This window comes from Vreelandella andesensis (assembly GCF_003989795.1).
Taxonomy (GTDB): domain Bacteria; phylum Pseudomonadota; class Gammaproteobacteria; order Pseudomonadales; family Halomonadaceae; genus Vreelandella; species Vreelandella andesensis.
The window spans coordinates 74,042-86,436 of record NZ_RZHG01000008.1 but is presented as its reverse complement, the minus strand read 5'-3'; the positions used below and the strand labels follow the sequence as shown (position 1 = coordinate 86,436).

General features: G+C 52.5%; 11 protein-coding genes. All 11 read left to right on the top strand.

Annotated features, from left to right (window positions below; translation table 11 throughout):
• The first annotated feature begins 128 nt into the window (after positions 1-128).
• Positions 129-1,931, top strand: a complete 1,803-nt coding sequence (locus tag ELY33_RS04365; RefSeq protein ID WP_126944499.1) for a type IV pilus assembly protein FimV — start codon at positions 129-131, stop codon at positions 1,929-1,931.
• Between the two features lie 24 nt (positions 1,932-1,955).
• The gene (gene truA / locus ELY33_RS04360; RefSeq protein ID WP_126944496.1) at positions 1,956-2,894 is read left to right on the top strand and encodes a tRNA pseudouridine(38-40) synthase TruA; all 939 of its coding nucleotides are present in this window, start codon (positions 1,956-1,958) and stop codon (positions 2,892-2,894) included.
• On the top strand, positions 2,891-3,526 hold the full coding sequence (locus ELY33_RS04355) for a phosphoribosylanthranilate isomerase (RefSeq protein WP_126944493.1): 636 nt from the start codon (positions 2,891-2,893) through the stop codon (positions 3,524-3,526). Before truA ends, ELY33_RS04355 begins: the two co-directional genes overlap by 4 nt.
• 84 nt (positions 3,527-3,610) lie before the next feature.
• Positions 3,611-4,849, top strand: coding sequence for a tryptophan synthase subunit beta (gene trpB, locus ELY33_RS04350; RefSeq protein WP_126944490.1), 1,239 nt, complete (start codon positions 3,611-3,613; stop codon positions 4,847-4,849).
• A gap of 8 nt (positions 4,850-4,857) precedes the next feature.
• Positions 4,858-5,661 (top strand): tryptophan synthase subunit alpha, encoded by an 804-nt coding sequence (gene trpA, locus ELY33_RS04345; RefSeq protein WP_126944487.1) that lies wholly within the window; start codon positions 4,858-4,860, stop codon positions 5,659-5,661.
• A 91-nt stretch (positions 5,662-5,752) separates the two neighbouring features.
• Positions 5,753-6,775, top strand: coding sequence for an acetyl-CoA carboxylase, carboxyltransferase subunit beta (gene accD, locus ELY33_RS04340; protein WP_126944484.1), 1,023 nt, complete (start codon positions 5,753-5,755; stop codon positions 6,773-6,775).
• Entirely contained in the window at positions 6,768-8,129 is a 1,362-nt protein-coding gene (gene folC, locus ELY33_RS04335; RefSeq protein WP_126944481.1) for a bifunctional tetrahydrofolate synthase/dihydrofolate synthase, read from the top strand. The genes accD and folC overlap by 8 nt, the downstream gene beginning before the upstream one ends.
• Before the next feature lie 42 nt (positions 8,130-8,171).
• A complete protein-coding gene (locus ELY33_RS04330) occupies positions 8,172-8,810 on the top strand; it encodes an SPOR domain-containing protein (RefSeq protein WP_126944478.1) in 639 nt (212 codons plus the stop codon).
• Positions 8,811-8,813: 3 nt separating this feature from the next.
• Entirely contained in the window at positions 8,814-9,404 is a 591-nt protein-coding gene (locus ELY33_RS04325) for a CvpA family protein (protein ID WP_126944475.1), read from the top strand.
• A gap of 174 nt (positions 9,405-9,578) precedes the next feature.
• Positions 9,579-11,102: an amidophosphoribosyltransferase gene (gene purF, locus ELY33_RS04320; protein ID WP_126944472.1), complete on the top strand. Its 1,524-nt coding sequence runs from the start codon at positions 9,579-9,581 to the stop codon at positions 11,100-11,102.
• 61 nt (positions 11,103-11,163) lie between these two features.
• Complete coding sequence (locus ELY33_RS04315; protein WP_126944469.1) at positions 11,164-12,363, top strand: O-succinylhomoserine sulfhydrylase; 1,200 nt, start codon at positions 11,164-11,166, stop codon at positions 12,361-12,363.
• The last annotated feature ends 32 nt before the right edge of the window (positions 12,364-12,395 follow it).

Sequence of the window (12,395 nt, the reverse complement as noted above, 5' to 3'; positions counted from 1 at the left end):
TTAGTGGAGATAGATCATTAGATAGATGGTGGTAGTCGGCATGTGGTAAAACGGACTACTCGATGATGTTGTGGCCTGATTCGTTTGTATGAACGTGACGCTAACAACAAAAGACAGCAGAGGCGTGAATGAAAAAGAAGTTGGCAGGGTTGTTGTGGCTACTGCTTAGTGCGGTTAGCCCGCCAGCGTTGGCTCTCAGCTTGGGCCAAGCAACGGTGAATTCCCCGTTAGATGCGCCGCTTGAAGCAACTGTGCCACTTCAGCAAAGCGAGCGTTTCGCGCTGAGTGACTTACGTGTTGATGTGGCAAGTGAATCGGCGTTTCAGGCGCTAGGTTTGGAGTGGACACCACTTACGGCAAGTGTCAATGTTCAGATTCAAGCGCAATCTGGCGGGCATCGGCTGGTGCTGCGCTCTTCTCAGGCAGTTCATGAGCCGTGGTTGGATTTGTTGCTAACGATCACCTCACCAGAGGGGCGTCAGACGCGCGCCTTGACGCTGCTGTTTGATCCGCCTGAATACGCGATGGGTGGCCCTGTTGAGGTCATTGGCACGCCTGAAGTGACCACTAGAACTTCTGGCGCTACTACACCAGCAGTGCGCGATATTGCCTACGTAGCCAGTGGCGATACGCTGTGGGGAGTTGCCGCAAGGGTGAAACCAGCCGACGTCACTATTCAACAAATGATGATGGCGCTCTTAGACGCTAATCCTGGCGCCTTTCCCACTGGCAATGTGAATGAACTCCGCGCGGGCCAGACGCTCAATGTCCCCAGTCTTCAGCAGATAACCTTACGTACGCCCAATAATGCCGCCCAGGCGATTCAGGTGATGCGTCAGCCCGCAAGTCGGCAGGTGGCTGAAGAACCCCAAGAAACATTTGAAATCCAAAGTGATTCGAGCCAGGAGCCCGCCATCGCGGATAATGATCAGGGTGTTAATCAATCCCAGGAAATGCCTGATGCTGGCACCGTTGTCGAAGAGCAAGCGCTAGCCGAACAGCTACTGGAGAGCCAGATTAGGTTGCAAGCTGCACTGGATGAGCGTGAGCAAATGCATGAAGAATTAGCCACGCTGCGTCAAGAGGTGGCTTCGCTAACGCAAGCATTGAGCGTTACTCAGCGTGAACTTCAGCAAGCCACTGAAATGTCTAAGATATTGGCGGGGAGTGCTGCGCTCACGGCTAGCAATGCAGGCAATTATGCATCTGGTGAGGTATCTAACCTTAATCGCTTACAGGGCGCCTCTGACACTATCGTAGAGCGCCTTGCGGCGTATCAATGGCCGCTTGCCAGCATCGTCCTGGCGCTTTTGTTAGGAGCGCTAGTATGGTCGCGCAAGCGGCGTGAACGGCAGTGGGAAGACGTTCCTCTAGCTTCTTCGTATACGCCTGCAGATACGCCTCGACCTGATGCCGCTGCTGACACCATTGAGCCTAGCGTACCACTTCAAACCTCAGAGCGAAGCGTCCCGGAACCAGAGACTGTTGAAACTGAGCCTGTTAAAAAGACTGAGCCCGTTGAACAAGACGAGTCAGCACCAGAATCGTTGACGCCGCTGAACGAGATGCAAAATCAAGAAAAACAAGAGCAAGATGAGCAAGACGCGACGGGGCAGGTTGATGATGAAGAGCAGGCGCTTGAAAACGCTTTTTTAGACTCGCCTGAACCCGTCGCAGAGCCTTTAAAAAGCGTCGAGGAGCCACAAACAGGTACGATTGATTATGAACCGCCTTCTATCGAACCTCATGAGCAGCCGGCAGAGACTCCCATGCAGCCAACGGTAGACTTTACCTGGGATTATGTTTCTTCTGAGCAAGAAGGTGAGGCGGCTAAAGCAGCTGCAGAGCAACAGCGAAAAGCGGCTGAAGATGAATGGGAAATCGAAGAGGTGGCATTCGAGCCGCGACGTCGGGATAATGGCGCTCATTAACTATCTTCTATGTGACGTGGCTTCATGACGCTGTTTTACCATTTTGACGAAACAAGGCCCCTAGTGGGACGCCTAGCAATGGGCATTGAATATGATGGTACGCGCTTTAGCGGCTTTCAGCGTTTGAAGCACGCCGCTTCTGTTCAACAAGCGGTGGAAGACGCTCTGGAGAAAGTGGCCAGTGCGCCAGTGCGTATTCATGCCAGTGGTCGAACCGACTCTGGCGTTCATGCCACGCGTCAGGTTATCCATTTTGATCCGCCTGTTCAGCGTTCTGAAAAAGCCTGGATTTTTGGCAGTAACACCTATCTTCCCAGAGATGTTGCTGTGCGCTGGGTGAAACCAGTGTCCGACGACTTCCATTCCCGCCTAGGTGCGCTCGGGCGTCGCTATCGTTATATTTTATTGAATCAAATCAGCCGTCCGGTGCTAGAACGCCACAACGTAACCTGGTGCCGAGACCCGTTAGATGCCGACGTCATGCACCGCGCGGCACAGGCCTTAGTGGGCGAGCATGACTTTAGCAGCTTTCGTGCAGCGGGCTGCCAGTCCAAAACGCCCTGGCGGCAAATGCACTTTGTAGAAGTGAAACGCTATGGGCCAATAGTGGTCATTGATATTCAGGGTAATGCTTTTTTGCACCATATGATTCGCAATATTGCAGGCGCTTTGGCTAGTGTAGGGCGCGGAGCCCAGGACGAAGGGCATATCGAACGTTTGCTTGCGCTGAGAAATCGCCGCAAAGGTGATGTCACCGCACCTGCGTGTGGCCTGCATTTTGTAGACTCACTTTATGATGAACGATTTGACCTGCCCAAAGAGCCGCTAGGCCCTAATCTGCTCGCATTTACCGGTGAATGGACCGGTGAGCGTGCGCTGCCGGATAACCCGCGCATTGCTGCTAGGCGCAAGTTAACATTTAAGAAGCCGGAACCTTTAGAGCAGAAGGAAGCGTCGTCATGAAGGTATATTCAGCCCGCACGCGAATCAAATTTTGTGGCTTAACCCGCCATGAGGACGTAGCGCTGGCGGCGTCGCTTGGCGTTGATGCGCTGGGCTTTGTGATGTGGCCCAAGAGCGCTCGCAGCATAACGCCAGAATTACTAAAAGAATTGGCTGTGCAAGTGCCAGCATTTGTAACACGGGTGGGGTTATTTGTTAATCAGCCCGCCGAACTTATTGAGCAGTGTTTGCCTTACTTGGATTTAATCCAGTTTCATGGTGATGAGGCACCGGCATTCTGCGAGCAGTTCGGGAGGCCTTGGATTAAAGCGCTGCGCATGCGTGACGATATCGATTTGCATCAGGCGGCGGTTGATTATTCACATGCTCAAGCATTGCTTTTAGATGCCTATCGACCTGGAACGCCTGGGGGGACGGGAGAGACCTTTGATTGGTCTAGAATCCCCGCAACTATTGAAAAACCTGTTATCCTGGCTGGTGGGTTGTCGGCTGATAATGTGGTTTCAGCGGTTAACCAAGTAATGCCTTATGCCGTTGATGTTTCTGGTGGTATAGAAATATCCCATGGCATTAAAGATGCCAAGTTAATGGCGTCTTTTGTTAAAAATGTGGCCTTAAGCAGCGCCCATTAAGCTCATTGCGTAGCATGCTCAGAAGCAACTACGCCACATTGTTTGTTCATTTATTGTTTGCCTGTTCTGGCGATCTTGTGAGGTATGACTGTGACTGTCTCAGCGACTGAAACCAAGTTCAGCGACCTGACCCGAATGCCGGATGCCCGTGGTCATTTTGGCCCCTACGGCGGCCGGTTTGTGTCGGAAACCCTGAGCTTTGCTCTGGAAGAGTTGGAGCAGACCTACCTGAGTCTGCGTGATGATCCCGCTTTCCAGGCAGAATTTGACCGTGATCTTGCCCATTATGTGGGGCGTCCATCGCCGCTTTATCATGCGGAGCGATGGTCTCAGTCGCTAGGTGGCGCGCAAATTTGGTTAAAGCGTGAGGACTTGAATCACACCGGCGCCCATAAGGTTAACAACACCATTGGCCAAGCGTTGCTAGCGAAAAAGACCGGCAAGCCCAGGGTTATTGCTGAAACCGGGGCAGGCCAGCATGGTGTTGCCACCGCGACAGTGGCTGCCCGCTTAGGTCTTGAATGCGACGTTTATATGGGCGCAGCAGACGTTCAGCGCCAGAAGCTCAATGTTTATCGTATGCGCCTGCTGGGTGCGCGAGTAATTCCAGTGGAATCGGGCACGCGTACGCTTAAAGACGCGATGAATGAAGCGTTGCGTGACTGGGTCACCAACGTTGATAACACGTTCTATATCATTGGTACTGTGGCTGGCCCGCACCCTTATCCGCAACTGGTGCGCGACTTCAATTCAGTGGTGGGGCGTGAAGCGCGTCAACAGTCATTAGCACAAATTGGGCGTCTGCCAGACGCGCTAATTGCCTGTGTGGGCGGTGGTTCTAACGCCCTAGGCCTATTTTACCCCTTTGTCGAAGATGATGCGGTGGCTATGTACGGTGTTGAAGCCGGTGGCGATGGTATCGAAACAGGCCGACATGCTGCGCCGCTTTCGACGAATGCGCCACGTGGTGTTTTACACGGCAACCGCACCTATTTGATGTCTGATGAAGCAGGGCAGGTGTCGGATACTCACTCGATTTCTGCTGGGCTTGACTACCCAGGTGTTGGCCCTGAGCACGCGCTATGGAAAGATGTTGGCCGCGTTAGCTATGTAGCAGCAAACGATAAAGAGGTGCTGGAAGCGTTCCGTGAGCTAACGCACATGGAGGGTATTATGCCAGCGTTGGAATCTGCCCATGCGCTTGCTCATGCGAAGGTGCTAGCACCTACCATGCGCCCGGACCAACATATCGTGGTCAACCTTTCTGGTCGTGGTGATAAAGATATCATGACCGTTGCGAACATTGATGGCATTGAGTTTTAAGGGCTAGCATGAACCGTATTGACCAGCGTTTTTCCGAACTAAAAGAGCAGGGTCGTAAGGCTCTGATTCCTTATATCACAGCCGGTGATCCAGCGCCTCAGTATACCGTGGGCTTTATGCATGCTCTGGTTGAAGCGGGTGCGGATATTATTGAACTTGGCGTGCCGTTCTCAGACCCGATGGCTGATGGCCCGGTAATTCAAAAAGCCTGTGAGCGTGCACTTAAGCAGGGCACTCGCTTGGTAGACCTGCTGGATATGGTTGCTGAGTTCCGCCAGGTGGATACTAAAACACCGATCGTGCTGATGGGGTACCTCAATCCGGTAGAACGGATTGGCTATGAAACGTTTGCTGATAAAGCAGCAAGCGTCGGCGTCGATGGAGTGCTGGTAGTCGATATGCCGCCTGAAGAGGCTGACGAATTCGGCCCGCTGTTAAAAGCCCGCGGTTTAGCGGCGATTTTCTTGGTTGCGCCTACCACTTCCAATGCTCGTGCAGCTACAATATGCGCCCACGGTGAGGGCTATCTCTACTATGTTTCGCTTAAAGGCGTCACCGGTGCTGCTACACTAAACGCTGACGATGTGGCTGAGCATCTCGCGCCATTGCGTGAAATGACCGATTTACCGCTTTGTGTTGGCTTTGGTATTCGCGATGGCGTAACCGCTGCCGAAGTAGCGAAAGTCGCTGATGGTGTGATTGTAGGAAGTGCGTTAGTCAACCGCATTGCAGAAAGCGTCGACGCGCCTGAGACCATTGCCGGTCAACTTAAAAGCGTGTTGGGCGAAATGCGCACCGCGATGGATGCCTAAGTGCATTCCCTCATCGTCTACACTGATTTGATTGACGACACTCATCAAGCTTGGCGTTGCTAAGCATTGACGTATACGGAAATTTTTTAATATGAGCTGGTTAGACAAGATTGTGCCCTCCATGGGGCGTATCCAGCGTAAAGACCGTCGCGCCAGCGTGCCCGATGGCCTCTGGCGTAAATGTCCCAAATGCGAAGCGGTTCTCTATCTCCCTGAGCTCGAGAAGCATCACAGTGTGTGTCCTAAGTGCGACCACCATTTGCGGTTGACCGCGCGAAAACGCTTGGACTGGTTTTTGGATAAGCAGGGTCGACAAGAAATCTCGGCTGAGCTTGAGCCTAACGATCGGTTGAAATTCCGCGACTCTAAAAAATACAAAGACCGCTTGACGGCTGCTCAAAAAGAAACCGGCGAGAAAGATGCACTTGTCGCTATGCGTGGTGAGCTAGACGGGCTGCCTGTTGTTGCTGTGGCCTTTGAATTTACCTTCATGGGCGGCTCAATGGGGGCAGTGGTGGGCGAGAAATTTGTCCGCGCCGCAGCTATTGCCCTTGAAGAGCGAGTTCCACTAATCTGCTTTGCCGCCTCTGGCGGTGCACGGATGCAGGAAGCGCTGTTTTCACTGATGCAAATGGCTAAAACGTCAGCAGCGCTTGAAAAGCTTAAACAGTCGGGCGTGCCTTACATCTCCGTTCTGACGGACCCGGTATTTGGTGGTGTATCAGCGTCGCTAGCGATGTTGGGCGATCTAAATATCGCCGAGCCCAATGCCTTAATTGGTTTTGCCGGCCCGCGTGTCATTGAGCAAACTGTGCGGGAAACGCTGCCGGAAGGCTTTCAGCGCAGTGAGTTTTTGCTTGAACACGGCACCGTAGACATGATCGTGCATCGCCATGATATGCGTAATCGCGTTGGTGGGATACTGCGTAAACTGACCCACAATATTGCTCTGCCTACCGAAGGTGGTGTCAGTGAAAACGCATCTGTTGACGAGCCGTTGGTTGATGAAGCGCCAATAGCAGATGCGGCAGACATGGCTACACCTGAAACTCTTAGTAACGACAATATTGGAACCAGCACCGTCAAGAGTGATGATTCTACCCGCAATGTCTAAGTCTTCAGCCCCTAAATCTCCGGCCTCTAGGTCTTCGGCACCCAGGTCTTCGGCACCCAGGTCTTTAGCCGAATGGTTGCACCATCTTGAAACCCTGCACCCTGTAGGGATTGATATGAGGCTTGAGCGAGTTTCAGAAGTCGCTAAGCGCATGGGGTTGCTAAACCGCCCGATTGCAACGCAGGTCATTACGGTGGCAGGTACCAATGGCAAGGGGTCCACTCTTGCCATGATGGATGCTGTCGCGCGGGCTCACGGTTTGCGTGTGGGTACTTATACTTCACCCCACTTAGTGCGCTACAACGAACGTGTCACTATCAATGGTGATGATGCCGACGACCAGCAGCTAGTAACGGGCTTTTCTCGTGTAGAGGACGCGCGGCTACAATTACCTGTTGTTAGTTTAACCTATTTCGAAGCAGGAACGCTGTGCGCCCTTTGGTGCCTAGCGCAGGAAAACCTTGACCTAGCGCTGCTCGAAGTTGGTCTTGGTGGGCGGTTAGATGCCGTTAATATCATTGATGCGGACGTTGCTATCGTCACCACCATCGCTCAGGACCACGCCAACTTTCTCGGAACTGATATTATGCAAATTGGTCGAGAGAAAGCGGGTGTCTTTCGTGCGGGAAAGCCCGCGGTGCTTGGCAGTCGATGTCTGCCTGTCAGCGTAGCAGAGTCTGCTAATGCAATTAACGCACCCGTTTACTGCCTTGGTGAAGCGTTTAGCCATTCTGTTGCTGATGACGCTGCCAACCCTTTATGCGGTAATACTCAGCCTGAATGGAATTGGAGCGGGCTGACCTGTCAAGCTGACGTTATTTCTTTGACAAATCTTCCTGATCCCGGCTTGCCGATTGATAATGCGGCAGCAGCCCTCCAGGCTCTGATACTTAGCGGGATGGCGGTAAATGAAGATGCCTGCCGTCGTGCTTTAAACAAGGTGCTCGTGCCAGGGCGTATGCAGTGGATCGGTCAGTGGTGCTTGGATGTCGGGCATAACCCACACGCAGCCGCTTATGTGGCCAAGCGACTCCCATGTGTGCCTGAGGGTGGTCGGCAGTGGGCATTAATCGGCATGTTAAACGACAAAGATGCTGATGGTGTTATTAGCGCTTTGTTACCACGCATTACTGATTGGGTGTGCGTGACACTGGAGGGTGAGCGTGGTCGGTCAGCAGCCGAGCTAGCGTCTCGTATTACGTCTCTCGGTGGGCATGTGCATCATTGCGCCAGTTCCCCAGAGGCCGGTGTGCAAACAATGGCTGAACAGCTGGCACCGACCGATCGAGTATTAGTAACCGGCTCGTTTTATACAGTTGCGGCCCTGTTGGAAATGACACTGCCGCAAGCTTAATCGGCCTAACCGTTGTGCTCGCTAAGCTTGATGGAGAGGGATATGAAATACGGAAAAACGGAACGCATCAGTGGTATTGTCATTCTACTCGCGCTGCTGGCGATTTTCGTGCCGTGGTTAATGAGTGATCCTGCTCCCCGAGAAGAGCGCCCTCAGCCAACGTTTGTTATAGAACAGCCCGTCGATGCAACGCGCCAGGATGTCCCGATTCCCGAAATGCCGCCATCTATCGCCACATCCTCATCTTCGAGTGAAGCGGGTACAGGAAATGGTTCGATTAATAGTGTGCCAATTGACGCCAATCCGAGACAGCCGCAAACAGATCAAGTCAGTAGTTCAAATGCTCAGAGCGGTGAAGTAAATGATCCGATCGCTGAGTTCATGGCTGCCAATAACCGTAACAGTTCTTCTAATGCATCGTCGAATGCCTCTACGCCTGCGTCTTCTTCGCAAGGCGAGTGGGCCGTTCAAGTGGGAAGCTTTGGTGAAGCGGGTAACGCTCAACGATTAAGTGATCGGCTAACCCAAGCAGGATTTAGCACTTATCTACGCGAACGTGACAACAACCTTACCTCTGTTTATGTTGGCCCTTATGCGACGTCTGAAGACGGCGAGTCTGCGATGGCGATTATTAAGCAACGTGTTAATGTTCAGGGTCTGTTAGTGCGGGTAAGAGATTAATCTATGGCGCTTACTTGGATAGATGCGTTGTTCCTGGCGGTGCTAGCACTTTCCATGCTAGCGGGTTTTACGCGTGGGTTTGTCAGGGAAGCACTGGGTCTGGCGGCGTGGGTAGTCGCGTTGATGGTGGCGCGCGTACTGGCAGAGCCGGTGGCGGATCTAATGAGCGGGGTCATCGACAGTTTCGATGCGCGTTTAGTGTTGGCATTTATTTTAGTGATTTTTGCTGTCATTTTACTTTGCGGGATTGTCATTCGCCTCGTACACGCAGCGGTAGAGTGGGTTGGTATGGGCTTGCTTAATCGCTTTGCCGGCGCAGCTTTTGGGCTTGCTCGCGGCGCCGTTATTTTATTGGTGGCAACTGTTCTTATCACGCTAACGCCCCTAGCTGAGCTACAGGCTTGGCAGGGAGCCCAGCTACGGCCAACATTTATTGAGCTGCGCGATTGGGCGGTAAGCCAGCTAGATCAGTGGGAGCGCGAGCTGCCGCAAGCGCCTGATTCGCTTCGCGACATATCGCTACCAGATTTCCGCGCTCAACAAGAGCCGGTTCCACAGCCTTTTACGCGAACATCTGAAAATGGTGGTCAGTGAGCAGCGTGCTGCTCAGGTTGGCTCAGCGCTACGTGATGTTTAGTTAACAATATGGTTAGCCGCTTTCTACTACTGCCCGCTCTTGCTGGCAAGAAATAGAGAGTGGCTCACTTTTTTTTGATGAACGTACGGGTTTGCTGCGGTAAACCATGGCACTAAAGCGAGGTAACTTGAATGTGCGGTATAGTGGGCCTTCTGGCCAAGCAGGCGGTAAATCAGGGAATCTATGATGCTCTGACCGTACTTCAGCATCGGGGCCAGGACGCTGCCGGCATGATGACTTGGAGCGAGGGACGCTTCCTACTGCGCAAGAGTAACGGGCTGGTTCGTGATGTATTTCATACCCGCCACATGGCTCGCCTAAAAGGTAACCTTGGCATTGGTCACGTACGTTATCCAACCGCAGGTTCTTCTAGTGAAGCTGAGTCTCAGCCGTTTTATGTCAACTCGCCCTACGGTATTGCGCTTGCTCACAATGGTAACCTGACGAATTCCGAGCAGTTAAAGCAAGAGCTTTTCTCGACGGACCTTCGTCACATCAACACCAGTTCTGACTCTGAAGTGCTGCTAAACGTATTTGCCCACGAGCTGGGTAAGCAGGGCCTTCACCTGGAAGCCGAGGATATTTTTGACGCCGTTCGTAGAGTGCACCGGCGCTGCAAAGGCGGCTACGCGGCGGTCGCGATCATTAACGGTTTTGGTATGGTAGCTTTTCGAGACCCGCATGGTATTCGTCCTGTTGTTTTTGGTACTCGCCAAGGCGACGAGGGCCAGGATGTGATGATTGCCTCGGAATCCGTTGCGCTAGATGTAGGTGGCTTTGAGCTGGAGCGCGATCTTTCACCAGGCGAAGCAATTTTTGTTGATATGCAGGGGCAGATTCATACCCAGGTGTGTGCCGATCGACCTGTGCTGCGCTCATGCATTTTCGAGCACGTCTACTTGGCTCGCCCTGATTCTATTCTCGATGGTGCCTATGTGTATGGCACGCGCATGCAAATGGGGCGCAAGCTTGGTGACCGCATTCTTAATGAGTGGCCTGATCACGATATTGATGTTGTTATTCCTATCCCCGATACGTCACGTACCTCTGCTCTTGAGATGGCGCAGCATTTGGGTGTGACCTATCGCGAAGGGTTTATGAAAAATCGCTATATAGGCCGCACGTTTATTATGCCGGGCCAGACGCAACGTAAAAAATCGGTGCGTCAAAAATTGAACGCCATTGATGTTGAGTTCAAAGGTAAGAATGTACTGCTGGTGGATGATTCGATTGTCCGCGGAACCACCTGTAAGCAGATTATTCAGATGGCTCGCGATGCGGGTGCTCGTAAAGTGTATTTTGCTTCTGCAGCGCCGCCCGTTCGTTACCCCAATGTTTATGGCATTGATATGCCAGCGGCGACTGAGCTGATCGCCCACGGCCGCACAGAAGAAGAGGTTGGTCAACTGATTGGTGCGGATCGAATTTTCTATCAAGATATAGAAGATTTGAAAGCGGCTTGCCGTGATGTGAACCCTGAAATGGAAGAGTTTGATTGCTCTGTATTCGACGGCAACTACGTGACTGGTGATATTGACGATGCCTATTTGGCGGTACTTGAAGCAAGCCGAAATGACGCGGCGAAAGACCAAAGTGCGGGCGACCATGCGTTAGTCGATATGCATAACCAGGATGATGACGATCTTGATGACTAGCGCCGCGTATTGACGGCTTGTATTACGATTTATATTGACGTTTTCAACAAGGTGCTCAGCCATGCATGATGATAGTCACCAGGATGAGTGGTCGTTAGAGACCCTTGCTATTCGCGCGGGCCATCACCGTACGTTTGAGCAAGAGCACGCCGAGCCCATTTTTCCCACCTCAAGCTTTGTTTACGAAAGCGCGGCTGAGGCCGCACGCAAGTTTGGGGGACAAGAGCCGGGCAATGTCTACTCGCGCTTTACTAACCCCACCGTTCATACATTCGAGCGACGTTTGGCGGCGCTTGAAGGTGGCGAACGGTGTGTGGCGACGAGTTCGGGTATGTCGGCTATTTTGTCGACGGCATTGGGGCTGTTAAGTGCTGGCGATGAAATCGTTGCATCACGCTCGCTATTTGGTTCTACCGTTAGTTTGTTTGACAAGTACTTGGGCAAATTTGGCATCACGACTCGCTATGTCGAGTTGTCTAATGTTTCTGCCTGGGAACAGGCTATCGGCCCAAACACTAAACTGCTGTTTGCGGAGACGCCTTCCAACCCATTATCGGAAGTTGCCGATATTCCAGCATTAGCCGAACTGGCTAAACGGAGCGGCGCATTTTTAGCGATTGATAACTGCTTTTTAACACCCGCGCTTCAGCGGCCAATTGCACTAGGGGCCGATTTGGTCATCCATTCCGCAACGAAGTATTTGGATGGCCAGGGACGTGCTGTTGGCGGAGCAGTTGTTGGTAAACACGATGTGTTAGAAGAAGTGTTTGGGGTGGTGCGCACCTGTGGGCCTTGCCTTAGCCCTTTCAATGCGTGGATTTTTACCAAGGGTCTTGAAACCTTATCGCTGCGTATGAAAGCCCATTGCGAAAATGCGCTGACCTTAGCACGTTGGCTAGATCAGCATCCAGCTGTTAATAAAGTGTACTATAGTGGCCTGGAAACGCACCCGCAGCATGCGCTTGCCAAGCATCAGCAACAAGGGTTTGGTGCCGTGCTAGGCTTCGAAGTGAAAGGTGGCCAAACGGGCGCTTGGCAGGTGATTGATGCCACCAAGATGTTGTCTATTACGGGTAACTTAGGGGATGTTAAAACTACGATTACCCATCCTGCCACCACAACGCATGGGCGTCTTTCGGATGCGCAGAAAGAAGCCGCGGGCATAACACCAGGGTTAATCCGCGTCGCGGTAGGACTGGAAAGCCAAGCTGATATTCAGCGCGATCTTGCCTGTGGGTTAGATACTTTGGCGGCTAGCTGAACGATTAAGCTGTCATTTGACAAGCCGGCCAT

Excerpts from the sequence above, each read along its gene's own strand:
- trpA (WP_126944487.1), top strand. The coding sequence starts at position 4,858 with ATGAACCGTATTGACCAGCGTTTTTCCGAACTAAAAGAGCAGGGTCGT.
- truA (WP_126944496.1), top strand. The coding sequence starts at position 1,956 with ATGACGCTGTTTTACCATTTTGACGAAACAAGGCCCCTAGTGGGACGC.
- ELY33_RS04355 (WP_126944493.1), top strand. The coding sequence starts at position 2,891 with ATGAAGGTATATTCAGCCCGCACGCGAATCAAATTTTGTGGCTTAACC.
- ELY33_RS04365 (WP_126944499.1), top strand. The coding sequence starts at position 129 with ATGAAAAAGAAGTTGGCAGGGTTGTTGTGGCTACTGCTTAGTGCGGTT.
- purF (WP_126944472.1), top strand. The coding sequence starts at position 9,579 with ATGTGCGGTATAGTGGGCCTTCTGGCCAAGCAGGCGGTAAATCAGGGA.
- ELY33_RS04330 (WP_126944478.1), top strand. The coding sequence starts at position 8,172 with ATGAAATACGGAAAAACGGAACGCATCAGTGGTATTGTCATTCTACTC.
- ELY33_RS04315 (WP_126944469.1), top strand. The coding sequence starts at position 11,164 with ATGCATGATGATAGTCACCAGGATGAGTGGTCGTTAGAGACCCTTGCT.
- ELY33_RS04325 (WP_126944475.1), top strand. The coding sequence starts at position 8,814 with ATGGCGCTTACTTGGATAGATGCGTTGTTCCTGGCGGTGCTAGCACTT.
- accD (WP_126944484.1), top strand. The coding sequence starts at position 5,753 with ATGAGCTGGTTAGACAAGATTGTGCCCTCCATGGGGCGTATCCAGCGT.
- trpB (WP_126944490.1), top strand. The coding sequence starts at position 3,611 with ATGACTGTGACTGTCTCAGCGACTGAAACCAAGTTCAGCGACCTGACC.
- folC (WP_126944481.1), top strand. The coding sequence starts at position 6,768 with ATGTCTAAGTCTTCAGCCCCTAAATCTCCGGCCTCTAGGTCTTCGGCA.